General features: G+C 62.0%; 21 protein-coding genes. 8 read left to right on the forward strand and 13 right to left on the reverse strand.

Annotated elements, in window-relative coordinates; translation table 11 throughout:
* Positions 1-10: 10 nt before the first annotated feature.
* The 5 genes from queF to PZL22_RS13580 form a co-directional block, all read right to left on the reverse strand.
* The gene (gene queF / locus PZL22_RS13560; protein WP_003534432.1) at positions 11-475 is read right to left on the reverse strand and encodes a preQ(1) synthase; all 465 of its coding nucleotides are present in this window, start codon (positions 473-475) and stop codon (positions 11-13) included.
* The gene (locus PZL22_RS13565; RefSeq protein WP_033049152.1) at positions 472-1,392 is read right to left on the reverse strand and encodes a cation diffusion facilitator family transporter YiiP; all 921 of its coding nucleotides are present in this window, start codon (positions 1,390-1,392) and stop codon (positions 472-474) included. Before PZL22_RS13565 ends, queF begins: the two co-directional genes overlap by 4 nt.
* A 168-nt stretch (positions 1,393-1,560) precedes the next feature.
* Entirely contained in the window at positions 1,561-3,750 is a 2,190-nt protein-coding gene (locus PZL22_RS13570; RefSeq protein ID WP_003534427.1) for an anthranilate synthase, read from the reverse strand.
* 114 nt (positions 3,751-3,864) lie between these two features.
* Entirely contained in the window at positions 3,865-3,909 is a 45-nt protein-coding gene (gene trpLE / locus PZL22_RS13575) for a trpE operon leader peptide TrpLE (RefSeq protein ID WP_178385068.1), read from the reverse strand.
* 121 nt (positions 3,910-4,030) lie between these two features.
* On the reverse strand, positions 4,031-6,238 hold the full coding sequence (locus tag PZL22_RS13580) for a TonB-dependent receptor, heme/hemoglobin family (RefSeq protein WP_003534425.1): 2,208 nt from the start codon (positions 6,236-6,238) through the stop codon (positions 4,031-4,033).
* Positions 6,239-6,514: 276 nt separating this feature from the next.
* On the opposite strand from PZL22_RS13580, the gene PZL22_RS13585 reads away from it, so the two are divergent.
* Positions 6,515-7,348 (forward strand): extensin-like domain-containing protein, encoded by an 834-nt coding sequence (locus PZL22_RS13585; RefSeq protein ID WP_003534423.1) that lies wholly within the window; start codon positions 6,515-6,517, stop codon positions 7,346-7,348.
* 157 nt (positions 7,349-7,505) lie between these two features.
* Here PZL22_RS13585 and PZL22_RS13590 read toward each other — a convergent pair whose 3' ends face one another.
* From PZL22_RS13590 to PZL22_RS13625, 8 genes are all read right to left on the reverse strand, one after another.
* Complete coding sequence (locus tag PZL22_RS13590; protein WP_013844754.1) at positions 7,506-9,212, reverse strand: formate--tetrahydrofolate ligase; 1,707 nt, start codon at positions 9,210-9,212, stop codon at positions 7,506-7,508.
* A gap of 63 nt (positions 9,213-9,275) precedes the next feature.
* Positions 9,276-10,499: a DUF2333 family protein gene (locus tag PZL22_RS13595; RefSeq protein WP_127516866.1), complete on the reverse strand. Its 1,224-nt coding sequence runs from the start codon at positions 10,497-10,499 to the stop codon at positions 9,276-9,278.
* A 3-nt stretch (positions 10,500-10,502) separates the two neighbouring features.
* Positions 10,503-11,792 (reverse strand): DUF6638 family protein, encoded by a 1,290-nt coding sequence (locus tag PZL22_RS13600; RefSeq protein WP_003535841.1) that lies wholly within the window; start codon positions 11,790-11,792, stop codon positions 10,503-10,505.
* A gap of 229 nt (positions 11,793-12,021) precedes the next feature.
* Entirely contained in the window at positions 12,022-12,426 is a 405-nt protein-coding gene (locus PZL22_RS13605; RefSeq protein WP_003535842.1) for an endonuclease domain-containing protein, read from the reverse strand.
* A 234-nt stretch (positions 12,427-12,660) separates the two neighbouring features.
* Complete coding sequence (locus tag PZL22_RS13610; protein WP_003535844.1) at positions 12,661-14,577, reverse strand: AAA family ATPase; 1,917 nt, start codon at positions 14,575-14,577, stop codon at positions 12,661-12,663.
* Between the two features lie 3 nt (positions 14,578-14,580).
* A complete protein-coding gene (locus PZL22_RS13615; RefSeq protein ID WP_003535846.1) occupies positions 14,581-15,729 on the reverse strand; it encodes a hypothetical protein in 1,149 nt (382 codons plus the stop codon).
* Between the two features lie 61 nt (positions 15,730-15,790).
* Positions 15,791-16,879, reverse strand: coding sequence for a hypothetical protein (locus PZL22_RS13620; protein WP_003535848.1), 1,089 nt, complete (start codon positions 16,877-16,879; stop codon positions 15,791-15,793).
* 160 nt (positions 16,880-17,039) lie between these two features.
* Positions 17,040-17,627, reverse strand: a complete 588-nt coding sequence (locus tag PZL22_RS13625; protein ID WP_003535850.1) for a thymidine kinase — start codon at positions 17,625-17,627, stop codon at positions 17,040-17,042.
* 286 nt (positions 17,628-17,913) lie between these two features.
* Between PZL22_RS13625 and PZL22_RS13630 the strand changes: the two genes are divergently transcribed.
* The 7 genes from PZL22_RS13630 to aptA all read left to right on the forward strand — a co-directional run bounded on the left by PZL22_RS13630 (position 17,914) and on the right by aptA (position 24,245).
* On the forward strand, positions 17,914-18,870 hold the full coding sequence (locus PZL22_RS13630; protein ID WP_003535851.1) for a choline ABC transporter substrate-binding protein: 957 nt from the start codon (positions 17,914-17,916) through the stop codon (positions 18,868-18,870).
* A 156-nt stretch (positions 18,871-19,026) separates the two neighbouring features.
* Positions 19,027-19,872: a choline ABC transporter permease subunit gene (choW, locus tag PZL22_RS13635; RefSeq protein WP_003535852.1), complete on the forward strand. Its 846-nt coding sequence runs from the start codon at positions 19,027-19,029 to the stop codon at positions 19,870-19,872.
* Positions 19,869-20,918 (forward strand): choline ABC transporter ATP-binding protein, encoded by a 1,050-nt coding sequence (gene choV, locus PZL22_RS13640; RefSeq protein WP_003535853.1) that lies wholly within the window; start codon positions 19,869-19,871, stop codon positions 20,916-20,918. Before choW ends, choV begins: the two co-directional genes overlap by 4 nt.
* 25 nt (positions 20,919-20,943) lie before the next feature.
* Positions 20,944-21,687 (forward strand): HugZ family pyridoxamine 5'-phosphate oxidase, encoded by a 744-nt coding sequence (locus PZL22_RS13645; RefSeq protein ID WP_013844757.1) that lies wholly within the window; start codon positions 20,944-20,946, stop codon positions 21,685-21,687.
* A gap of 118 nt (positions 21,688-21,805) precedes the next feature.
* Positions 21,806-22,150: an ArsR/SmtB family transcription factor gene (locus PZL22_RS13650; RefSeq protein ID WP_013844758.1), complete on the forward strand. Its 345-nt coding sequence runs from the start codon at positions 21,806-21,808 to the stop codon at positions 22,148-22,150.
* Positions 22,151-22,293: 143 nt separating this feature from the next.
* Positions 22,294-22,827 (forward strand): ATP-binding protein, encoded by a 534-nt coding sequence (locus PZL22_RS13655; RefSeq protein ID WP_003535857.1) that lies wholly within the window; start codon positions 22,294-22,296, stop codon positions 22,825-22,827.
* An 89-nt stretch (positions 22,828-22,916) separates the two neighbouring features.
* A complete protein-coding gene (gene aptA / locus PZL22_RS13660) occupies positions 22,917-24,245 on the forward strand; it encodes an omega-aminotransferase AptA (protein ID WP_003535860.1) in 1,329 nt (442 codons plus the stop codon).
* The last annotated feature ends 5 nt before the right edge of the window (positions 24,246-24,250 follow it).

A 24,250-nucleotide genomic window follows, 5' to 3' on the forward strand; every position in this document is an offset into this window, starting at 1 on the left:
GCAGACGCCATCATCCCCGTCCGCGATAGGTCGGCACGCCCTGATCCGGCAGCCAAACGCCCTCCGGCGGGTTTCCCGTCTGCCAGAAAACGTCGATCGGGATGCCGCCGCGGGGATACCAGTAGGCGCCGATCCGGAGCCACTTCGGAGAAAGCAGCGAAACCAGGCGCTTGGCGATCTCGATCGTGCAATCCTCGTGGAAAGCGCCGTGGTTGCGGAACGAATGCAGGAACAGCTTGAGCGATTTTGACTCGACCAGCCAGCCGTCAGGCACATAGTCGATGACGATGTGGGCGAAATCGGGCTGCCCGGTCATCGGGCAAAGCGAGGTGAACTCGGGCGCCGTAAAGCGGACGACGAAATCCGTGCCGCCATGCCCGCTCGGCACTCTTTCGAGCACCGCCTCTTCCGGGCTTTGGGGCAGATCGACCTTTGCCCCCAGTTGTGAAAGTGCCGATACGTCAGTCTTGGTCATTTCCGTGATGCTCCACTAACTTTGACGCGCACCCCGTGCGCCTTTTCGCCTTCCGGTTCGACGTGAATGGCGATCCCCGCGCCCGGATGCACGGCGCGAATCGCGTCCTCGATCCGGTCGCAGATATCGTGCGCGTCACCGACCGCCATCGCCTCCGGCACGACCATGTGAAAATCCACGAAGATCGCCGGGCCCGCCTGACGCGTCTTCAGGTCATGGACGCCGAGAGAGCCGCCGGCATTGGCCGCGATCGCCGCCTTGATCGCCTCCTCCTCGTCCGCCGGCACCGCCTTGTCCATCAGCCCGTCGACGGAGCGCGAAATCACTTTCCAGCCCTGGAACAGGATATTGCCCGCGACGATCACGGCGAGCAGCGGATCGAGGATCGCGTAGCCCGTGGCGATGGCAAGAAGAAGGCCGACCAGCACGCCCGCGGAGGTCACGACATCCGAGAGAATGTGTTGGCCGTCCGCACTCAGTGCCGGCGAGCGATGGCGGCTGCCCGCGCGGATGAGCACATAGGCCCAGATCGCATTGACGACGCCGGCAGCAAAATTGATGGCGAGGCCGAGCGTCGGTGCATTCAGAAGCACCGGTGCCATCATTTCGGGAATGGCCTCCCAGATGATCAGCAACGCCGCCAGGACGATCAGCACGCCTTCGATGACTGCGGAGAAGTATTCCGCCTTGTGATGCCCGAAGGGGTGGTCGGCATCGGCCGGCTTTGCTGCATAGCCGATCATCGCATAGGCGATCACCGCGGCGACCACGTTGACGGAAGATTCCAGCCCGTCGGACAGGAGCGCCACCGAGCCCGTCACCCACCAGGCGAGCATCTTAAGGCCCATCACGCCCAGCGACAGGGGGATGCCCCAGAAGGCGAGGCGCAGGATGGTTCTATTGTCGGTTCCGGTCATCTTCATTCCTCCTGCAGATGCAAACGAGTTGCAGATGCAAGGCCATTCAAATGCAAAACCGCCCGCGCGGGTTTTCGCGCAGGCGGATCATGGGCGCCATATGGGCGATCACGGGCCGCTTGTCAAACGGTCGAATGCCTCGAGCCGGTCCAGCCGACGCGCAGGAGGTCAGGCTGCCTTGGTCTTCGCCCGCTTGGCGAGATGGGCAACCACGTTCTCGATCATCCGCATGCCGGCGTCGCCGCCCAGCGTCATGATCGATTCCGGATGGAACTGCACGGCCGCCACCGGCTCCTTGCTGTGTTCGATGCCCATGATCGTACCATCTTCGCTTTCGGCCGTGATCACGAATTCGCGCGGCAGGTTGGACGGATCGGCGAAAATCGAATGATAGCGCCCGACCGTCACCTCCTTGCCGAGGCCGGAGAAGACGATGCCGGGTTCGAGCACGCGGATGCGCGAGGGCTTCCCATGCATCGGGATCGCCAGTTGACGAAGGTCGCCGCCATAGGCCTCCGCGAGCGCCTGCAGCCCCAGGCAGACGCCGAAGATCGGCAGGTCCCGCGCCCGCGCCTTCTTGATCGTCGCCTTGCAGTCGAAGTCCTTCGGGGTGCCGGGACCGGGCGAAAGCACGACGAGGTCCGGCTTGACCCGGTCGAAGATTTCCTCGGCCACCGGCGTGCGCACGGTGGTGACGGACGCGCCGGTCTGGCGGAAGTAGTTCGCCAGGGTATGGACGAAGCTGTCCTCGTGATCGACGAGCAGGATGCTGACTCCCGCACCGACGGCGGCGACATCGCGCGCTGACTTGGCGCTGTTTGCGGATTTCGCGTCGCGGATGGCTGCAATCATGGCAGAGGCCTTCAGTTCGGTTTCGGCTTCTTCTTCTTCCGGATTGGAATCATAGAGGAGCGTCGCACCCGCCCTCACCTCGGCGATCCCGTCCTTGATGCGGATGGTACGCAAGGTCAGCCCGGTATTCATGTCGCCGTTGAAGCCGACCATGCCGATCGCGCCGCCATACCAGGCACGCGGGCTCTTCTCGTGGCTCTCGATGAAGCGCATGGCCCAGAGCTTCGGCGCGCCGGTAACGGTCACCGCCCAGGCGTGGCTGAGGAACCCGTCGAAGGCGTCCATATCGTCGCGCAGGCGCCCCTCGATGTGATCGACCGTGTGGATCAGCCGCGAATACATCTCGATCTGACGGCGGCCGATCACCTTGACCGAGCCCGGCACGCAGACCCGGCTCTTGTCGTTGCGGTCGACGTCCGAGCACATGGTGAGCTCGGACTCGTCCTTCTTCGAGTTCAAGAGCTTCAGGATCTGCTCGCTGTCGGCGATCGGATCGTCGCCGCGCTTGATCGTACCGGAGATCGGGCAGGTCTCGATGCGCCGACCGGAAACGCGCACGAACATCTCCGGCGAAGCACCGACGAGATATTCCTGGTTGCCGAGATTGATGAAGAAGGAATAGGGCGACGGATTGATCGCCTTCAGCCGGTTGGAAATCTCGGACGGGCGGCTTTCGCAGCGCTCGTAGAATTTCTGCCCCGGCACCACTTCGAAAAGATCGCCGCGACGGAAGCTTTCCTTCGCCTTGACGACCAGCTCGGCATATTCCCCCGGGCGGTGATCCCCGTGCGGCGGGATGCTGTGGACGCTGCGGAACGGCTCGGGAGCAATGTCCGCTGCCTTGCCCTCGGTCGAAAGGTTCTCCCTGGCGAAATCGTAGCGGTCGATCCAGGCCTTGGCCGCATAGTGATCGACCACAAGGATCTCGTCCGGCAGGAAGAGAACCATGTCGCGCTGGTCGTCCGGACGCGAAAGCTTCAGTTCGATCGCATCGAACTGGAAGGCGAGGTCGTAGCCGAAGGCGCCATAGAGGCCGAGGTTCGAGTCCTCCTCCGAGTGGAAGAGGTTCGTCACCGCGCGAAGAACCGTAAACACCGTCGGCATCTTCGACCGCTCTTCCTCGGTGAAGACACGATCGGGCTCGTTGATGGTGAGGTCGAGGCGGCGGGCGGCAAGCGAGCTGAGCGTGATGTCGGCAACGGACTTCAGATCCTCGGCGATCAGCGCCAGCAGCACTTCGCCGCGTTCGTTATAGGCTTCGATCCAGAGCGAGCGACCGAAGGAGGAGATGGCAAGCGGCGGGTCGACCACCGCGGTGTCCCAGCGGGTATAGCGGCCGGGATATTCGTAGTTCGAGGAAAAGACCGCGCCGCGGCGTTCGTCCAGCCGGTCGACATAACCGGCGATCGCGTCGCTGTAGGATGCCTCACGCCGCCTGCGGGTGACGACGATGCCACCCTTCGTGGTATAACTCTCCGCGCCGTCTTCCAGAATTACCGCTGCCATTCGTCTCGCTCCGTAAAAGCCCGGTCTTTCCACGCGGCCCGAATACGAAAAAAGCCGCCTCGAAATCTCCGGGCGGCTCCATCTCTCAATCACGCATGACTGGTCAAGGCCGCCTCAGCGAGCCCACCACCAGATCGAAATGTTCTGCGTGTTTGCCATGGGCGGAAGTGTTAGCGCGGCTTGCGATGACGCGCAAGCGGGAAAACCGCCAACCCAATCTGTCTCTGCTAAAAAAAGGCGGCCACCGCGGGCCGCCCTCTCAGCCGTTGCCGTTCGTTCCTCAGAACCGCTGGGTCAGCGAAATCTTAAAGGTGCGGCCCGGCTCCGAATAGTACTTGGCCGGCTGAATAAACGAGTCATGCTGCGTGTTAATCGCGTCCCAATAGGTCTTGTCGAAGACGTTATAGATGCCCGCGTTCACCCGGAGACCCGGCATCTGCTCCGGCTCCCACCAGCCGGTGACATCGACGATGCCGTAGCCCGGCGCCTTGAAATTGTTGGTCGACTTATCCGAAACGTCCATCGACGCGGTTAGAATAACGTCTGCCCCCCAGGTCTCGGTGGCGTACCCGACATTGAGCACGCCCTTTAGCGGGGCCACCGATCCGAGCACCTCGTCCGTATCGAGATCCCGACCATAGGCATAGGCGAGCGCGGTGCGGACATGAATCCCATTGGCGAAGACCTTGTGGCTCGAGAACTCTACACCGTGAATGGAGACGTTGGCACGGTTGATCGCCTCTGTGATGCCGCGGGGATAGGTCCCGGTCGGATCGGTAGATCGGCGCTCGTCAATGAAGTCCCTGTACCGGTTGTAGAAGACCCTTAGACCCCCGCCAAGTTCCTCGTCGCCAAGATTTGCGCCGATCTCGAAGCCATTGCTTGTTTCAGGCTTCAAATTGGGATTGCCAATGTTCAGATAACTGCCTGGCGCACCGTAGGTCAGATAGAGTTCCTCGGCCGTCGGCGGCCGGAAAGCCATGGCCCATTGCGCGAAAAGCTCGACCTCTTCGGCTGCCTGATAGGTCGCGAGTAGTTTCGGCGACAGCGCCAGATCGCTTTGCCCCGGCGGCAAACCCTCATAAAGGGGATTGCGCATATAAGCGGCCGTATTCTCGGGCGAGTAGTCGTACCAGTCGAGGCGGAGGGCCGGTGTCAGTGCGAATGGCCCGTCGCCGATCGAGATGCGGTCCTGCAGGTAGATACCGACCTTCCTGCTGTCGACGTCGGGGCTGTCCGACTGGTTTGTGTGTAGGAAGTTGCAGGTTGGGCTGGGCGCCGTGTCGCAGCTGTCCTCGCCCGAGGAATATTGACGCAGCTTGCCGATGGCAAACTCGCCGCCGAGCGTGACCTTGTGCTGCAGGGAACCTGTGTCGAAGGACTTGTCGACATAGCCGCTGGCGCCGAAGTCTTCTTCTTCCGCCTCGTTGAGCCGGGAGTATTCCCCGATCACCGAGGTGCTGCGGTAGGCGTCGGCACCGCTTTCGCGGAGCAGGCGCTGCCAGTAGATCGTGGCGAAAGCGCTGTCGAACCAGGCGTTGTCATCGGTGGCTTCGAATTCATAGTCCAGCGACACACGCTCGCGCCGGGTGTTGTCCAATTTGTCGTAATCGCCCGGCCGGTAATTGCCGGTAAGGCTCTGGCCGGACAAGAAGTCGATGTCCTTGTCGCGATCAAAGCGCTCGGCCGTGAATCCGAAAGTATGGCCGCTGTCGGTATATTGCCGGCCCTTGAACAGGAGATTGTTCTGGTCGTAGTCGGCGGGGTCGGCCTCGGTGCGCGTCGTGGAATAGCCGCCGACATCGCCGTTGCTTTCTTGCTCATTGCCCTTCTTGTACCCCCCCTGGAAGAGGACCGCAGTGTTGTCATAGCGCGCAGCTACGGCAGCGGACCCACCAAGGCTGCCGTCTTCGCCGTCATAGGCGAATTTAAAGATTCCGCCCCAGGTCTTGCCTTCGCCGATGAGATCTTCCGGCTCAAGGGTATTGAGAACCACCGCGCCACCGAGCGCACCACCGCCCGCGCGGCTGGAATCGGCACCGCGGACGATGTCGATCGTCGAAAGCGCCGAGAAGTCGAAGCTGTCTGTGCCTCCGTCGGAGTCGCGCGCTCCGTCATCAATGAACGGAATGGGAATACCGTCAATCGTCGTAAGCACCCGCGGTCCTTCGAGGCCGCGAATGTTGACGCTCCCGCTGGTCCGGTTGAAGTTCACCCCCGGCTCGAGGCTCCTGCCCAGATCCTCGAAGCTCGTAATCTGGTTGTTATCGAGCTCCTTCTCCGTCACCTGTTCCGCGAGCGGCGTATCGGCCACGCCTTGTTTCTGGCCTCCTTTGACAGAGAGCTTCTTCAATACCGTCACGCGCCCCTGCTTTTCGGCGGCCGCCGCTGGCGCTTCAGTGGATTGCGCGTGGGAAAATGTTGTTCCGGCGAGGGTGACGAATGCCGTGCAAGCCAAAAGCGCCAGGCGATGATGCCGGTTGAGCATGGACCAGTCCTTTGAAAGTGTTGGCCGGGCTTGCTGTTGAGCGGCGAACTCAAGGGCTGGCTGGGCAGTGCGGAATTGGGCAAGGCGATCTATTCGCGCCTTATTTTCGTCACATAAGAAAACATGAGTGCGATTGTCAATATAAATCTAAGGGTCCGATCTCCATCTCCATAGCCTGCGAACCGCCCTCGTCCTCAGTTTCAGCACAATTTGAAACAGGATCGTTCCTTCGTGCGTTTCGTCGACTGGGGCCGCAGAGAGATGGAGAGGACCTGCATGCGCCACGCCGGGATAATTTTGATCGTCGCGTTTCTCGTTTCGGGAGCAACGCTGCCCGAACGGGGTCCGATGCCTTTGGCGCGACCCTCGAGCGGCGATGATCAGCCGACGCCGACGCCCAAGCCCGCCACGCCGCCGGCGAATGGTGCCGATGCAGAGGAAAAGCCCAATGGTCGGGCAGGGAATGATGCTCGCGCCGACGGGGATCTACCCCCAGGCTGGAAGGACGACGCCCTCGACGCCGTGCCGGTCCTGGTGATCGAAAAGGAAAACCCGCAGGAATATGCGTCCTGTCTCTCCGAACTCAAATCGCTCGGGAGCAGCTTTTCCGAAGTAGACCGCATCGACGACGGCAAGGGGTGCGGCATCGACAAGCCGATTGAGGTCCGCGCGATCCTGCCGGGCGTGACCCTGAAGCCCGAGGGAGTGATGCGCTGCGAAGCCGCGCTGGCGCTGGCCCGCTGGACCAAGGAAACGGCGGCCCCGGCCACGAGCAGCGCCTTCAGCCCCGAGACCCGCATTACCGCCTTGAACCAGGCCTCGACCTATGTCTGCCGCCTGAGGAACAATGCAGACACCGGGAAGATCTCCGAACATGCGCGCGGCAACGCGGTCGACATCGCCTCGTTCACTCTCAGCGACGGCAAGACCGTCGAGATCCAGCCCCGCGACGAGGACGGAACCCTTACCGGCGCATTCCAGCGGGCGGTCACGGCGTCGGCCTGCCTTTATTTCACGACCGTGCTCGATCCGGGGAGCGATGCGGCGCATGAAGACCACTTGCATCTGGATGTCATCGAGCGGAAAAACGGGTACCGCTATTGCCGTTGAGGGGGGCGGCCGCCCCTCATCCGCCTGCCGGCACCTTCTCCCCGCAAGCGGGGCGAAGGGACAAGCGGCGCCGCCTTCGTCCCCTCTCCCCGCCTGGGAGAGAGGGCTAGTCCTCGGGTTAAACCCGAGGAGAGGAGCAGCCCAGCTCTGAATCACCTCAGAACAAACCTTCTATATACCCCTGCTCGTTCAGCCGAATCCGCTCCGAAGAAGGCACCTTCGGCAGGCCGGGCATCGTCATGATCTCGCCGGTTATCACGACGATGAAGCCGGCCCCGGCGGCCAGCCGAACCTCGCGTATCGGCACGGCGTGGCCCGTCGGTGCTCCGCGCAGGTTCGGGTCGGTGGAGAAGGAATATTGGGTCTTCGCCATGCAGATCGGCAGATCGCCATAGCCCTGGTCTTCCCAGGTCCGGAGCTGTTCGCGCACCAGCTTGTCGGCAATCACCTCGCTTGCGTGATAGATGTCCTTTGCGATCGTCTCGATCTTCTGGAAGAGCGGCATCTCGTCGGGGTAGAGCGGCGAAAATTGCGAATGGCCGGCATTGGCGAGGTCCACGACCTTGTAAGCGAGCTCCTCGATGCCCGCCGAACCCTCGGCCCAGTGCTTGCACAGAACCGCTTCGGAACCGAGCGTTCTGACATAATCCTTGATCGCCCGGACCTCGGCCTCGGTATCGGAGGTGAAATGGTTGATCGCGACGAGCACCGGTACGCCGAACTTCTTGACGTTCTGGATGTGGCGGCCGAGATTGGCGCACCCCTTCCTGACCGCCTCGACGCTCTCTCTCCCGAGGTCTTCCCTCTTCACGCCGCCGTTCATCTTGATCGCGCGGACAGTCGCGACGATTACGGCGGCATCGGGCGTGAGCCCTGCCTTGCGGCACTTGATGTCGAAGAATTTTTCGGCGCCGAGATCGGCACCGAAGCCGGCCTCGGTTACCACATAGTCGGCAAGCTTCAACGCCGTCGTGGTGGCCACGACCGAATTGCAGCCATGCGCGATATTGGCGAAGGGGCCGCCATGGACGAAGGCGGGGTTGTTCTCGAGCGTCTGCACCAGGTTCGGCTGCATCGCGTCCTTGAGCAGTACCGCCATCGCCCCATCCGCCTTGATGTCCCGGGCGAAGACCGGGCTCTTGTCACGACGGTACCCGATAATGATGTTGCCGAGCCGCTTTTCGAGATCCTTGATGTCCATAGCCAGGCACAGGATCGCCATGACTTCCGAGGCGACGGTGATGTCGAAGCCGGTCTCTCTTGGATAGCCGTTGGCGACGCCGCCGAGGGAGCCGACGATCTGGCGAAGCGCCCGGTCGTTCATGTCCATGACCCGCCGCCAGGCGATGCGGCGAATGTCGATCGCCTGCTCGTTGCCCCAATAGATATGGTTGTCGATCAAGGCGGAGAGCAGATTATGCGCCGACGTGATCGCATGGAAATCGCCGGTGAAATGGAGATTGATGTCCTCCATCGGCACCACCTGGGCGTAACCGCCGCCCGCCGCCCCGCCCTTGATACCGAAGCAGGGACCGAGCGACGCCTCGCGGATGCAGACGATCGCCTTCTTGCCGATGCGGTTCAAGCCGTCGCCGAGGCCGACGGTCGTCGTCGTCTTGCCCTCGCCCGCCGGCGTCGGGTTGATCGCCGTCACCAGAATGAGCCGGCCGTTCCTTTTCTCGTTTTGCGCCGCGATGAATTCGGCGCTGACTTTGGCCTTGTCATGGCCGTAGGGAAGCAGATGCTCCGGCGGAATGCCGAGCTTCGCGCCGACCTCCATGATCGGCTGCTTGCGCGCGGCGCGCGCGATCTCGATGTCGGACTTTACCTCTCCCACGGCTTCCCCCCAGTTTGCCTCGCGCATCCCGCCTCCTCCGCGAAAATGCGCAAGTTCTGTTTCCTATCGCTTACGCTGACATGCCGCCCGTCAACGGGCAAGAATATCGCGCATCTCCACGAGGTTCGATCGAACCCGGAGGATGTAGAAGCCCATCGTCGCCAGGTGCGTCGGCATGATCCAGCCGTCCTCGCGCCCGTTCGAGATGATGAGCGGCTGGATCCTGAGCGCCGCGCGAAGCTGCTTCATCGTTTCGGTATAGATCGGCGCCAGGCCGCGTTGGGTGACGACATTCTCGAAATCGGCACCGGCGGCCGAGAGAATGCCGTAATAGCCGTAGAGTTGGCCGAAGGCGAACCAGAAGCGGTCGTCCGCCCGCGTGTCGAACCAACCGCCATTGTGGAACTCCGAACGTTCGCGGATGATCGCCGAGGTATTGCCGAGATCGTTCGCGACCCGGTCGAGGAATTCGACCATGTTGTCGGACCGGCCGTCGAAGATCGCTTCGCACTTGCCGAGCGAGACGTTGAACTTCCTGAGGTCGCGCATAGCCGAGCGGTAGAAGCTCGGGGTCGGGGTTTTGGGGCCGAAGGGGTTCAGGCCGAAATACCAGGTTTCCTCGTCGAACTGGATGCTTCCGCGCGCGTTCTGGAGCTCGTTGTTGACCCCCGACGTGCCACGGACGCGCCCAAGCGAATCGACGAGTTCCACCGACGTGCGGCGCACCGCCTGGTTGACGCCGCGCTGGAAGGACGCCTTGTTGTCGAGCCAGGGCGTGTCGTCCCAGTCAATCCCGAAAAAGCCGAGCTTGTAGCCGAGCATCGACGATATCCAGGCATTCTGATTGACATTGAGGTCGATGAGGTCGGCCGCCACGTCGACGATGGCCGAAGTCTGGCAGACCGTCCCGGCCGGAAGCTGCGCCACGGCAAGGGCTTCGGTCGTACTGTCCGCGCCGGCAGGAGCGACCGCCGCGGCCTGGTTTGCGTCAGCTGCGGAGCCTGACTGTCCCGTTGTTGCCCCCGGACCGCTGACGGGTGAACCGGCCGGCGTCCTGCGGTCGGCGAGCTTGTATCGGTCGACATAGTCCGGGTCGAAATTCGTCCAGGCTTGCGTCTGCCAGACAAAGTAGGCGTAGAAGAGCACGAGGCAGAGGAGGATCAGGCCGATCGGCCCCTTGATGATCCAGCTTCGTCCCCGATACCAGTTGCCGAGCGCGACGAACGGCCAGAGAAGCCACGCCACCGCCAATCCGATGCCACGGCCGATCGCCGTGAATACACGCTGGAAGAACGCAACGATCGGATCGAACATGTTTTATTCCTCTTTGAGACCGTAAAGCTTGTGACGGAAGGCGGCCTTGTCCTTGAGATATGTGCCGGTCAGTGTCGCAACAACATATTCGCGGAACTTTTCGCTGTAGCCCTCATAGGCTTTGTAGAAGCCTTGCTTGTCGAACACGAAGCGCGAGACGAAATCGCGCGGGACGAGTTCGGAGATCAGGCGGTTGACGAGCCATTGATCCGGATGCTGCGGGGCGGCCCGGACGAGCAGGAACCGGTTCTCCGGGGCGACGTCCTGCATCCTGACCGTGCCCGTCGCGGCGATCGCCCGCGCCATTTCCTGAAGGAAGGGGTAAATCCCGTCGCGCGCCACGAGCGCCGCATTGCGGTGGATCCAGGTCTGCAGCCATATCCGGTCGACATTCATCAGGTCTGCATTCGGGTCGGCGGCGTCGACGAGCCCGCGGATCACCATGTCCGCGCGATGCTGGAAGAGGCCGGACTCCTGCACCCAGGATGCCTGCGGCAATTGCAGCCGGTTGGTCGTCGCCAGGAAGTCATAGATGCGGGCGTGGTCGGTTATGGCGATGTAGCTCACCTGCCAGGGCCGCGACCGGCGGAAACCGGGCACGGAGGGGTCGCAGATGACAGTCGTCGTCTTCTCGTCGAGGAAGACGTAGACGCCGCCGAAGTGATTGGCCCAGAAGGCCTCATGGCGGAAGACGAGTTCGTCCGGCACGAGCACGTTCTGCCTTATGTCGCCGGTCGTCCTGGCGAGTTCGACCATCCGATCGAGCATCGCGTCGTCCGCCCAGGCGTTCGGCACCTTTTTCAGCCGGTCCACGAGCTCGCGCAGTTCGGTCGCCTTGCCGAGCATGTCCTCGGCCGAAAGCACCCGGAAGCGGACTTCGTTGATGGAAAGCAGATCGTCAATGTCCTCGACGACCGAGACCGAATCCTCGATCTCGCCGTAGAGCGCATCCTTGATGGTGATCGCATTGATCGCGCGGCCATTGGCGTTGAAGAATTCGTGCATCAGTGCCGCAGTGTTGGAGAAGCTCGTGTGCACGACCGGCAGCTCCGCCTGCGCCGGCGTCAAAATGATGAAGCGCCGGTTGACCCGGTTCGGATCCAGATAGTCGCGGTCGCCGATTTCCTCGGCGATTTCGGGTGAGAAGCCGGTCATGTCGATGCTGAACCGCTGGAGAGCCGTCGGTTTCAGCCCGAAGCCTTTGAGAGCCTTGTTGTAGCGCGCGACGAGATGCGGCTCGGAAATATCGAGCAGTCGTCCATAGATGAGCTCCGCTTCCAAAAGGCGCTTCATGCGGCCATGCTCCTCAGCGTTCTGCCCTCCTGTTTGCCCCTCACCTTTTGCCCCTCACCCTAACCCTCTCCCCGCAGGCGGGGGAGAGGGGACGAGATCCCATGGGCGCGTTGTCGGGTGCGATCGAACACAACGGCGTCCCCTCTCCCCGCGCGCGGGGAGAGGGTTAGGGTGAGGGGCAAAAGGCTGAAGAGAGGGGCAGACCGAGACGCCAAGTTCAACACCGGACTCATCTCTTCCTCTCCCCCGGAATGAACGTCAAATCCGCACTCCTCACTTCCCCCACCAACCGCCTCTCGAGCACCGCCACGATCGTCTCCAGTACCGCGGCGCGGTCATTGAAGATGTCGGTATTCCAGAAGCGGAGCACACTCCATCCATTCATGACCATGAACTTGTCGCGCCTCGCATCGCCGCTGCCGATCTGATGCTGACTGCCGTCGACCTCGACGACCAGCCTCTCATCACGGCAGGCGAAATCAGCAAAGTAAGGACCGATGGCGACCTGCCGGACGAACTTGAAGCCGTTTAGACGCCGGTCTCTCAGCTCCGACCAAAGGAGCGCTTCTGCATCGTTGTCGCTTTGCCGCAGACCTCTCGCGCGTTCTGTCTTGCGTTCGTTCGCTCCTCTCATTTCTTTTGGTCCGCCCTCTTGCCCCTCACCCTAGGTTTGCGCCTCAAGCCGAGTATGCCCCTCACCCTAACCCTCTCCCCGCAGGCGGGGAGAGGGGACGAGTTCGACCTTGTCCGTGAAAGCTGAGGCAGACCGCAACGGTGTCCCCTCTCCCCGCGCGCGGGGAGAGGGCTAGGGTGAGGGGCGGACCCGACTGAGGAGCAGATCCTAAGGCAAATGCCGCAAACACAACCTTCATCCCTGCCACCTGCCCTCGCGCTTCATCGTTTCGATCTCTCGGACCGCCCTCTCGCGCTGGCGCTCGCGGCGGATGATCTCGCCGACGGCCGCATCGTCGGATTTGTCGGTGTAGCGGAACTCGCTATCGGCATAGCGGTTGATTTCCTGCAGCACCATGTCGATGGTGATCGGGCCTCGCAGTTCCTCGATCATCGCCTTCTTCTCGTCGTAGGGCCTATGCATGAACGAGCCGGCGTCCTTGAACCAGTCGTCGGGCAGTTCGACGTCCATGGCCCTCAGCTTGACGGCATCGGTGATGTTCCTGATCGCGCGCCCGGTGAAGCGGGGTTCCGCCTCCTTGATCATGTGCAGATAGCCGCCGACATCGGCGAGCGTGGCGATCTTGCCCTTCTCCTTCTGATAGCGTTCCCAGACGGCGGCAAGCCCCTCCTCCTGCGGCCGCGCATGCGCGGCATAGGATTGCGAGACGGCGCGCTTGATCTCCTGACCGGCATAGAGATCATGCTCGCCGAGCGGGATCTGGTGGTTCTTGCCGACGAGCAGCGCGAAGATGTCGATATAGTCGTCCTCCGTCTGCGGCCCGTCGACCAGCCAGCGCGCGCCGGCGCGCTGGCGCAGCGCGTCGTCGACATTCTCCGGATAGTTGGAGAACATGCCGAAGGTGCAGTTGCCGCGCACCACCGTCGAGGCGCCGGCGAAGCTCTCCATCAGCACCGCCGTCACCTCGTGCTGACCGGCCGAGGCACGGTCGTCGGAGCGCTTTGCCGCCACCTGGTCGACATCGTCGATCGTGCCGAAGCCGATCGCCCGCGGGTTCACGACATTGTTGACGAATTCCTTGCAATTCTGGCCCGATTTGCCCTGATAGGAGGAAATCTGGTCGACGCCGAAATTTTCGTAATGGAAGGGATAACCGGCGATGCCGCAATATTCGTGCAGCATGCCGGCGAGCATCTGGATCAGGATCGTCTTGCCGGTGCCCGGCATGCCGTCGCCGATGAAGGTGAACAGAAAACCGCCGAGTTCGACGAAAGGGTTCATCTGCCGGTCGAAGTCGTAGGCCATCAGCATCTTGGCGAGCTTCAGCGCCTGGTACTTGGCGATGTGGTTGCCGATGATCTCCTCGGGCTTCTTGAAGGTCATCACCAGCGGCTTGCGCTTCTGCCCGGGCGCGACGTCGAAACCGTTGAGCGTGAAATCGTCCTGGTCGAGCCGGATGTGCACGCTCTCGAAATTCTGCAGACCGGTGAAACGCGCCTTGCGCGCAATCAGCCCCTCGATCGCGATGCGGGAAAAGGCCCGGGCCCGTGCGACCAGCGCGAGCTCGTCCGGCGCACCGGCAATGCTGCGGTCGAGACCGGCGATCATGGTTTTCAGCGCATCCTGCGGCGTGTCGAAAAGGAAATCCGGCTCTGCGGCATCGTCCACCGGTTCGCCCTCTCCCTGCAGCGTCGCGCCGAGATAGGCGGCAAGCGTGAAGGCGGCGATATAGGCCGAAGCAGAGAGCAGCGCTTTGAAATGAGCCGCATCCTCGCCGGTCAGCGGCGCGGTGGCGTTACGCGCCTGCAATTGTTCAAGGCTCGTCTGCCGCGCGAAGACATCGGCAACCGCCATCGCCACCTGGATGCCGCGGCGGGTGCGATAGAGTACCGAATGCTGCACCGGCGACAGGAGCGGATCGGCGCTGCGAACCGCCTGGATGGTGCGTGCGAGTTCGACCTCGCGGCTGCGGCGCTGACCGCCGGTCGAGACCGTCGAGACGAAACGGCGCCCCGTTCCTGCCAGCGGTGTGGCGGCGGCGCCATCGTCCCGCTCGACAATGGCAAGCTTGGTGACCAGGCTCTGCGCCACCGCCTGATGTCTGGCGATCTCGTCCTCATGCAGCGTCGTCAGCCCCGTGTTCAATGCCATGGCTCAGACCTCGCTCACCACCTGGTTGCCGGATATGACATGCACCTTGTAATCGCCGAAGACCTGGGCGGCCTCGCCGGAGGCATAGAGCGCCTGGTACGCGTCATGCGGCACCAGGGCATGCTTCTCGTAAGCGCTGACCCCCATGCGCGCCGCCTCCAGATCGGCGGTGTCGATGTGAAACTCCTCCTGCGCCTGGGTGGAGGACCAGAAGCCGCGCGTCGCCGGCCGCTCCGCCTTCGAGAAGACTTCCTGCACCGTCCAGGTGAGCAGCCACGCATTCTCGGTCTTGCGCACCCTGGAGAGAATGTCGTTGATCCTCGCATTGTTCTCGGTGATGCCCGCCGAATAGAAGGGGCCGAGCACGATCCGCCGAAGCTGCTTCGGATGCAGTTCCGGGAAGTCCCTGTCGAGATTGGTGGCGATCGTCACCGGCGTCAGCGAATAGGTGCTGTTCTTGGAGGCGAAATCGTCAAAACGGCTTGCGAGCTCCGGATTGAGCAGGCCGCCGACCGGCAGCGGAATCTGGACGTCCGGATTGAGCTTGCCATCCTCGGTCACCAGCATCTCGACGATATTTTCCGAGGAATCCTCGATCGTCGCCATATAGATCATCGGCAGCGTCTGGCTGCCGTCGAACGCGCCCCAGGAAACGACGTACAAGGGCCGCATCGTCTTCGAATTGACCGCGACCCGGATCGTCTCCGGCAGCACGAACGGCGAAAAGATATCCCCCTTGCCGATCTGCTCCAGATAGAGCCTTTCGGCCATGCGCGCCTGAAGCGCCTCGGGGAACGCCTTCTGCCTCAGGATGAAATCGACCATCTCCTCGCGCAGCGCATCGGCGGAAGGAATGCTCGCAAGCCGCTTCTCCGCATTCTGCCGGTCGTTCTCGAGTTCCAGCACGTTCTGGAAAACGGGAAAGCCGCTTTCGGCGCGCGAGATGCGAAACTGTTCGACGAAACCGATCCGGTTTTCCCAGCAGGCGATCGAGGCTTTCAGCCGGGCAAGATAGGGAACGATGATCTCGCCGACGACTGTGTCACGGTAAAGCGGCGAATTGCGGTCTCCGAGGAAGAGCTCGAGCCCTGCGAGCGCCGCGCGGATGGAGCCGAAATATTGCCTGACGGCCGGAGAAATGGCGGTATTCATGGCAGCTCTCCCGGCAAATGCCGAAAGGCGGTCGGAAATCGGGTCATTGCCGCCTTGCCGATCACTGCTTCACATAATTTGCGGCATTATGCTTGTCCATCACCGTCTGGAAGCGGCGCGCGAAGGCGTCGTCGGCGAGTTTCTTGCGCCGCTGGATATCCTGCGTCGCAAGCATGTTCTTTTCATGCATCTCGAGCAAGTCGCCGATGTGGCGCTGCGCGGCCGCGCCGATCCCGGCCATGGTCTCCTCGGCGGCCGTGTCCACCTGGCTGCCGAGCGTGTTGATCTTGTGTGCCACGTCCTGCTGCGCAGCCGTCTTCAACGAATCTTCCAGCGCCTTGTAGAGAACGATGCGCTGTTCCGTGTCGATGGTCAGCTTGTTGATCAGCGTGTTCTGGGCGGCGATCTGGTTGTTCAGCGAATCGACGAAGGTCTGGAACATGGCCGTGTAGCGCTCGAGCGTCTGGCTCTCGGCCAGAAGCTCCTGCTCCTTCGCCTGCTTTTCGTTGTATTCGGTCGCAAGCTGCGAGCGCTCGCCCTCGAGGTCGGTTCGGGTCTTCTGGTCTGTCGAGGCGGCGATCCTGTTCTCGATATCGAGCAGCAGCGGGTTGAGCTCTTCGATCCGCTTCTGCGTCTGTTCCAGCGCCGCCATCGTGCCCTTGCGGCGCTCGATCACCTGGATGAGGCTCTGCTCGGAGGTCTTGTATCGCTGGTCGAGGATCGCCTTCTGGTCCTTGAGGATGCCGACGATGGTGTCCGATTTCGAAAGCAGTTCCTGCAGGTTCCCTGCAAGCGACATGTTGCGCACGCGATCGGTGCGCAAGCGCTGCATCTTCTGCCTTGAGAAGATGCCGATGAACTTCTCGTAGCCGGTATAGCTCTTCATGCTCTCGAACTCGGCACCGAAGACATTGGTCGCGTCTTCCAGTCCGATGATCAGATCGGCGATGTTGGCTTCCATCACCTTCTGCTGGTTGACGACGTCCTGGATGCGGGCGTTCTCGATATCGAAATTGACGTCGCCGAGCTTGGTGTCCGCCTTGGCGAATTGCTCGAGAACGACGCCGGACTGCTCGAGCTTGCTGCGCATGTCCTTGACGACGGTTCTGGTCTTCTCGATCTCCGTATCAAAATTCTGCAGCGTCGCCATTGCCTTCTCCCCTCAAGCCAGCCAGCAGTGCACGCCGGACCGTTTCAGCCCTTGATTGCACTTATATAAAGGATGTTTAGCACGGAACGACAAGGGCGGTGGCCGCTTTTTCGAGTGCAGGGCAGCAGGGCCGGCGCATCGCCGCCGGTCGGCTTGCGCGTCAGCCTTCGCGCATCCGGTCTTCCCAATGGCGACGACAATAGGAGACGTATTTCTCATTGCCGCCGACATCCACCTGCGCGCCCTCCCGCATGACCTTGCCGCAGCCGTCGAGGCGGACGACCATCGTTGCCTTGCGCCCGCAATGGCAGATGGTCCTGACTTCGCGCAACTCATCCGCGATAGCGAGCAGGGCCATGGAGCCGGGGAAGAGCTTGCCCTGGAAGTCCGTCCTCAGGCCATAGGCCATGACCGGAATGCCGAGGCGATCCGCCACACGCGCCAACTGCCAGACCTGATCTTCACCGAGGAACTGCGCCTCGTCCACGAAGACGCAGGCGATTTCACCGGAGCCGTCGCCGTTCAGGCGCTCGATCAGCCCATAGAGATCATCCTCTGCGCGGAAGGGGATCGCCTCCGATTCCAGCCCGATGCGAGACGCGATGCGACCCTGGCCGGCGCGATCGTCGAAGGCTGCTATCAGCATCACGACGCGCATGCCGCGCTCCTGATAGTTGTAGGCGGCCTGCAGGAGCAGCGTGCTCTTGCCGGCATTCATCGTCGCATAGCTGAAATAAAGTTTGGACATGGTCCCATCTCCGGACATCGTGCCCGCTACATGACGGGGCACGCGTCCGATGACCAGAGCATCCCGCAGCGACTCACAGTTTTCGGCAAGGACGCACATGCTTTGGCCCGCAAGTGCTGATCGGTTCGGCGGGCCGGCATTTCGCGGGCATTGCGACATCAGGCGTCGCTTTGTGCATCCCGTTAATGTACTGAGGCAATACACTTCTTTAAACGCCAGGGCGCTTGAATTCGCGCTTCATTGGTGTTTGGCTAAAAAAAGAACACAAGGCAGGGGAACGACGACGATGATAAGGACGCTTTCTCTCAAATTCATGCTGGCGAGAGCCGTTTGCATGGCAACCCTGACCGCCGGAAGCGCTTTTGCAGCCGAGCCGGAAAGCTGCGGAACCGTCCGCTTCTCCGACGTCGGCTGGACCGACATCACAGCGACGACGGCGACCGCGACGACCATCCTCGAGGCGCTCGGCTACGAGACGGACGTGAAGGTGCTGTCGGTGCCGGTTACCTACACATCGCTGAAGAACAAGGACATCGACGTCTTCCTCGGCAACTGGATGCCGACCATGGAAGCGGATATCGCCCCCTACCGCGAGGATAAATCCGTCGAGACGGTGCGCGAAAACCTCGCAGGCGCGAAATACACGCTTGCGACCAATGCCAAGGGCGCGGAGCTCGGCATCAAGGACTTCAAGGATATCGCTGCCCACAAGGACGAGCTCGACGGCAAGATCTACGGCATCGAACCGGGCAATGACGGCAACCGCCTGATCATCGACATGGTCGAAAAAGGCACCTTCGATCTCAAGGGCTTCGAAGTCGTCGAATCCTCCGAGCAGGGGATGCTGGCCCAGGTCGCCCGCGCCGAAAAGTCCGGCGACCCGATCGTCTTCCTCGGATGGGAACCGCATCCGATGAACGCCAATTTCAAGCTCACCTATCTTTCCGGCGGCGATGACGTATTCGGCCCGAATTACGGCGGCGCGACGGTGCACACCAATGTGCGCGCCGGATACACGACCGAATGCCCGAATGTCGGCAAGCTTCTCCAGAATCTCTCGTTCTCCCTCCAGATGGAGAACGAGATCATGGGCAAGATCCTCAACGACGGTGAAGACCCGGAGAAAGCTGCGGCCGCGTGGTTGAAGGACAATCCGCAGAGCATCGAACCCTGGCTTGCGGGGGTCACGACCAAGGATGGCGGCGACGGGCTGGCCGCGGTCAAGGCCGCCCTCGGCCTCTGATCGGCGGCAGATCACGCGTAGCATTTTGAATTGCTGCATGTTCCATGCTCAAATCGGCTCCGATATGGGAAATGCAGTGAGGCGGGGAAACACCCCGCCTTTTTTCCACCGGTCTTCCGACCTGAGTGTTGACCCTGGCAAGAGGGACCCTGTTTCGTGGAATTCCTGACTGAAAACCCCATCCCGATCGGCGCCTGGGCGAAGTCTTTCGTCGACTGGCTGACGACGAATTTCAACCTGTTCTTCGACCAGCTCGCCAATGTGCTTTCGGCGATCATTTCGGTCCTGCTCTACATCCTCCAGACGCCGCACCCGCTTATCATCATCGCCGTCGTGACGGCGCTCGCATGGTGGTTCCGGCGCTCCCTCGGCATTGCCGCCTTCACCTGTCTCGGGCTGCTCCTGATCGTGAATCAGGGTTATTGGCAGGAGACTACGGAGACGCTGGCGCTGGTCCTTGCGGCAACCTTCGTCAGCATGGCCGTCGGCGTGCCCCTCGGCATAGCTGCCGCGCGCCGTGCCTGGATCTACTCGATCATGCGGCCGATCCTCGACCTGATGCAGACGATCCCCACCTTCGTCTACCTCATTCCGGCGCTGATCCTTTTCGGATTGGGAATGGTACCCGGGCTGATCGCCACCGTCATTTTCGCCATCCCCGCGCCGATCCGGCTGACGCGGCTCGGCATCATCTCGACGCCGCCGGCGCTGGTCGAGGCCGCCGAATCCTTCGGCGCGACGCCCTGGCAGGTGCTGCGCAAGGTCGAACTGCCCTTCGCCATGCCGCAGATCATGGCGGGCCTGACCCAGACCATCATGCTGTCGCTCTCGATGGTCGTGATCGCGGCGCTCGTCGGTGCCGACGGACTCGGCGTGCCTGTCCTCAGGGCTCTGAACACGGTAAACATCGCCAGGGGATTCGAGTCCGGTCTCTGTATCGTCATTCTCGCGATCGTTCTCGACCGTCTTTTCCGCTCGTCCGATGAAGGAGAAGGCGCATGAGCGACGCCGTCGTTTTCAAGAACGTCGACATCATCTTCGGCAAGAACCCGCAACTTGCCGTGCAGATGGTCGACCAGGGCAAGACGCGCGACGAGATCGGTGCAGCCACGGGCCTGGTGCTGGGCGTGGCCGGCGCTTCGCTGACCATCAATGAAGGCGAGATCCTCGTTCTAATGGGTCTGTCCGGCTCCGGCAAGTCGACGCTGCTCAGGGCCGTCAACGGCCTCGCGCCGGTCGTGCGCGGCGAGGTCGAGGTCAAGACCGCGAACGGATCGCTGAACCCCTATCGCTGCAACGCCAAGTCGCTCCGCGACTTCCGCATGCATACGGTCTCGATGGTGTTCCAACAGTTTGCGCTTCTGCCGTGGCGAACGGTGGCGGACAATGTCGGGTTCGGGCTCGAACTGGCCGGCGTTGCCGATGCCGAACGAAGAAAGCGAGTCGGCGAGCAGCTTGAACTCGTCAACCTGGCCAAGTGGGCGGACCGCAAGGTCAACGAGCTCTCGGGCGGCATGCAGCAGCGGGTCGGCCTCGCAAGAGCCTTTGCCACCGGCGCCCCGATCCTGCTGATGGACGAGCCGTTCTCGGCTCTCGACCCGCTGATCCGCACGCGCCTCCAGGACGAACTGCTCGAATTCCAGCGGCGGCTGAAAAAGACGATCATCTTCGTCAGCCACGATCTCGACGAGGCCTTCCGCATCGGCAACCGCATCGCCATCATGGAAGGCGGAAGGATCATCCAGTGCGGGACGCCGCAGGAGATCGTGAAGAAGCCGGCAAATCAGTACGTGGCCGATTTCGTCCAGCACATGAACCCGATCACCATGCTGACGGCGAAGGATGTGATGCAGACCGGCGTCGGGCGAGCCGCCGCCAATACCGGCGTTTCGGCAACGGCCAGGCCCACCACGCCGCTCGTCGATATTCTCGACGCCATGTCGCGCCAGCCGGGCAGCATAGGTGTGGTCGACAACGGCTCCGTCGTCGGGACCATCGACGCGCAAAACATCGTCGAAGGGTTGACGCGCCACCGCAACAAAGGTTGACGCGGCCCGCCGGAAGGAGGCGATCATGAGCGAGAAACCCAATGTGCTGCGCGAGACGGACGAGGAAGCACGCAAGCTTGCCCGGGTGCTTCTTCGTTCGGCGAGAAGCGGCGCGCTTGCCGCGATAGAGCCGGCGAGCGATGGTTTCCCCTTCGTCAGCCGTGTACTCGTGGGCATCGATATCGACGGAACGCCGGTCATCTTGGTGTCGCGGCTTTCGACCCATACTCAAGCGCTCACGGCGGACCGGCGTGCTTCGCTGCTGACCGGCGAGCCGGGCAAAGGCGACCCGCTCGCCCATCCGCGACTGACGGTCCAGTGCGAGGCGGAGGCCGTCCCGCGGGATTGCGCGCTCCACCTGCGTCTTCGCGAACGATTCCTTCGCCGGCACCCCAAGTCCAAACTCTATGTCGATTTTCCGGACTTCGGCTTCTTCCGACTCAACCCATTGCGGGCAAGCCTCAATGGCGGCTTCGGCCGCGCCTATGTGCTGACAGCTGAGGATCTCGCCATCGCGTCACCGGCCGCGGCCGCGATCGCGGAGATGGAAGGCGGCGCGATCGAGCACATGAACGCCGATCACGCCGAAGCCGTGAGATATTATGCAACCACTCATTGCCGCGCACCCGAAGGCGACTGGAAGATCGTCGGCATCGATTCGGCAGGGCTCGACCTGTCGGACGGCGACCGTCTGCGCCGCCTGGAGTTTGAGACGCCCCTTGCCGACGCGGCCGAATTACGGCCAATTCTAAAAAAACTTTACCGTTAATCGCATCTTAGCTACCCCCATTTCTTGCAGGGGGTGGTTGCCCTTTTATGCATCACGGCTAATTATCGTGCTTCATCAATCATAACTACGTGTGATGAATTTTCGCATGGAGCACACGATGCAGCCTCTTCCGCCTGAAAAACACGAGGACGCCGAGATAGCAGCCGGTTTCCTTTCGGCCATGGCAAATCCGAAACGCCTGCTCATCCTAGACTCTCTCGTCAAGGAGGAAATGGCGGTTGGCGCCCTGGCCCATAAGGTCGGGCTGAGCCAATCGGCTCTTTCTCAGCACCTTTCGAAGCTTCGTGCGCAGAATCTGGTCAGCACCCGCCGTGACGCACAGACGATCTATTATTCGAGCTCGTCCGACGCCGTATTGAAGATTCTGGGCGCACTATCCGACATTTACGGCGACGACACCGATGCCGTGGAAGAAAAGCCTCTCGTTCGCAAATCGGCGTAATCTCCCAAGACGTCCTTCGACCGAACAGCACCGCCTCCTCAAGCCCCGCCGATCCGATCGCGGGGCTTCATTTTTGGCGGGTGAGCAGTCTTCTCCCGTCCTGTCGCTGACTGGCCCGCAGCATCGTGCTACATGATCGAGCCATGAACCTTGAGAGCGAAATTCTTATTCTCACCGGGCCACCCGGCTCCGGAAAGACAACGACAGCGCAGGCGCTCGCGGCAGAGCCCGGATCGTCGAAGGTCCATCTTCACTGCGACGACTTCTGGCATTTCATCAAGAACGGGGCGATCCCGCCCTATTTGCCTGAAGCTCACCAACAAAACGCCGTCGTCGTCGATGTGCTGACGAAAGTGGCCGCAACCTACGCACATGGCGGCTATTTCGTCGTTGTGGACGGGATCGTCGGACCGTGGTTCCTGGAACCATTCAGGAAAATCACGGCACCGCTTCACTACGTCGTTCTGCGTCCGCCGCTCGACGTCGCCATCCGGCGCTGCCAGCAGCGCGGCGGGGACACGTTGACCGACCCGGTGCCCATCGCAGCGCTTCATCAGCAACTCTCATCGCTCGGCCCCCTTGAACGGCATGTTCTCCCGACCGAAGGACACACCCGAAAGGACACGCTGAGTGCCGTGATCCAGGCCGTGAAAAGCGGATCGTTTCGCCTGGCTTGACGCCCATCGGCGGGCTGATAGTTTGACCAGCGGGTAAAGAATCCGGCCTGGCAAATCCGGATTGCCGGGACTCGACGAGGAGGAAACACATGTCCAACCGCCTGAACACCACGCCCAACGATCTCAGCGCCTTCTGGATGCCCTTCACGGCGAACCGGCAGTTCAAGAAGGAGCCGCGGCTGTTCGTCGGCGCCAAGGACATGTATTACACCACCCATGACGGGCGGACGGTTCTCGATGGGACCGCGGGGCTCTGGTGCGTCAATGCAGGCCACTGTCGGCCGAAGATCACCGAGGCGATTCGCGAACAGGCGGGCGAACTCGACTACGCGCCGGCCTTCCAGCTCGGCCATCCGAAAGCCTTCGAGCTCGCAAATCGGCTGGTCGATATCGCGCCCGAGGGCATGAACCACGTTCTCTACACCAACTCAGGGTCGGAGTCGGTCGATACCGCCTTGAAGGTCGCTCTCGCCTACCACCGCGCCAAGGGCAATGGCTCGCGCTTCCGGCTCATCGGCCGCGAACGCGGCTATCACGGCGTCAACTTCGGCGGCATCTCGGTCGGCGGCATCGTCGCCAACCGCAAGATGTTCGGCACGCTGCTGACGGGCGTCGACCACCTTCCACACACGCACCTGCCGGCCAAGAACGCCTTTAGCCGCGGCGAGCCCGAGCACGGTGCCGATCTCGCAGCCGAACTCGAGCGCATCGTCACCCTGCATGACGCCTCCACGGTCGCAGCAGTCATCGTCGAGCCCGTCGCCGGCTCGACCGGTGTTCTCATCCCGCCGAAGGGCTATCTCCAGAAGCTGCGCGAAATCTGCACCAAGCACGGCATCCTGTTGATCTTCGACGAAGTGATCACCGGCTATGGCCGTCTCGGCACGCCCTTCGCCGCTCAATATTTCGACGTGAAGCCCGACATCATCACCACGGCCAAGGGGCTTACCAACGGCGTCATTCCGATGGGCGCGGTCTTCGTGACATCGGAAATCCACGATGCCTTCATGACCGGGCCGGAACACCTTATCGAGTTCTTCCACGGCTACACCTATTCGGGCACTCCGATCGCCTCGGCAGCGGCACTCGGAACGCTGGACACCTACAGGGAAGAAGGCCTGCTGACGCGCGCCGCCGAGCTTGCCCCCTATTGGGAGGAGGCGCTGCACTCGCTGAAGGACTGCCCGCATGTCATCGACATCCGCAATATCGGACTGATCGGCGCGGTCGAGCTCGAGCCGATCGCAGGGGAGCCGACGAAGCGCGCCTTCTCGGCCTTCTTGAAGGCCTATGAGAAAGGCCTCCTGATCCGCACCACGGGCGACATCATTGCATTGTCGCCGCCGCTGATCATCGAAAAGCGACAGATCGACGAGCTTTTCGACAAGCTGCGCGACGTGCTGAAGAACAATATCTGACGCGT

This window comes from Ensifer meliloti, from assembly GCF_030064585.1.
In the GTDB taxonomy this organism is placed as follows: Bacteria; Pseudomonadota; Alphaproteobacteria; order Rhizobiales; family Rhizobiaceae; genus Sinorhizobium; species Sinorhizobium meliloti.

Coding starts and splice junctions, on each gene's coding strand:
- PZL22_RS13580 (WP_003534425.1), bottom strand. CDS start 6,238: ATGCTCAACCGGCATCATCGCCTGGCGCTTTTGGCTTGCACGGCATTC.
- PZL22_RS13625 (WP_003535850.1), bottom strand. CDS start 17,627: ATGTCCAAACTTTATTTCAGCTATGCGACGATGAATGCCGGCAAGAGC.
- choV (WP_003535853.1), top strand. CDS start 19,869: ATGAGCGACGCCGTCGTTTTCAAGAACGTCGACATCATCTTCGGCAAG.
- PZL22_RS13585 (WP_003534423.1), top strand. CDS start 6,515: ATGCGCCACGCCGGGATAATTTTGATCGTCGCGTTTCTCGTTTCGGGA.
- PZL22_RS13565 (WP_033049152.1), bottom strand. CDS start 1,392: ATGACCGGAACCGACAATAGAACCATCCTGCGCCTCGCCTTCTGGGGC.
- PZL22_RS13655 (WP_003535857.1), top strand. CDS start 22,294: ATGAACCTTGAGAGCGAAATTCTTATTCTCACCGGGCCACCCGGCTCC.
- PZL22_RS13595 (WP_127516866.1), bottom strand. CDS start 10,499: ATGTTCGATCCGATCGTTGCGTTCTTCCAGCGTGTATTCACGGCGATC.
- PZL22_RS13650 (WP_013844758.1), top strand. CDS start 21,806: ATGCAGCCTCTTCCGCCTGAAAAACACGAGGACGCCGAGATAGCAGCC.
- PZL22_RS13615 (WP_003535846.1), bottom strand. CDS start 15,729: ATGAATACCGCCATTTCTCCGGCCGTCAGGCAATATTTCGGCTCCATC.
- PZL22_RS13610 (WP_003535844.1), bottom strand. CDS start 14,577: ATGGCATTGAACACGGGGCTGACGACGCTGCATGAGGACGAGATCGCC.
- PZL22_RS13605 (WP_003535842.1), bottom strand. CDS start 12,426: ATGAGAGGAGCGAACGAACGCAAGACAGAACGCGCGAGAGGTCTGCGG.
- queF (WP_003534432.1), bottom strand. CDS start 475: ATGACCAAGACTGACGTATCGGCACTTTCACAACTGGGGGCAAAGGTC.
- PZL22_RS13590 (WP_013844754.1), bottom strand. CDS start 9,212: ATGCGCGAGGCAAACTGGGGGGAAGCCGTGGGAGAGGTAAAGTCCGAC.
- PZL22_RS13645 (WP_013844757.1), top strand. CDS start 20,944: ATGAGCGAGAAACCCAATGTGCTGCGCGAGACGGACGAGGAAGCACGC.
- aptA (WP_003535860.1), top strand. CDS start 22,917: ATGTCCAACCGCCTGAACACCACGCCCAACGATCTCAGCGCCTTCTGG.
- PZL22_RS13620 (WP_003535848.1), bottom strand. CDS start 16,879: ATGGCGACGCTGCAGAATTTTGATACGGAGATCGAGAAGACCAGAACC.
- PZL22_RS13570 (WP_003534427.1), bottom strand. CDS start 3,750: ATGGCAGCGGTAATTCTGGAAGACGGCGCGGAGAGTTATACCACGAAG.
- PZL22_RS13630 (WP_003535851.1), top strand. CDS start 17,914: ATGATAAGGACGCTTTCTCTCAAATTCATGCTGGCGAGAGCCGTTTGC.
- PZL22_RS13600 (WP_003535841.1), bottom strand. CDS start 11,792: ATGAAGCGCCTTTTGGAAGCGGAGCTCATCTATGGACGACTGCTCGAT.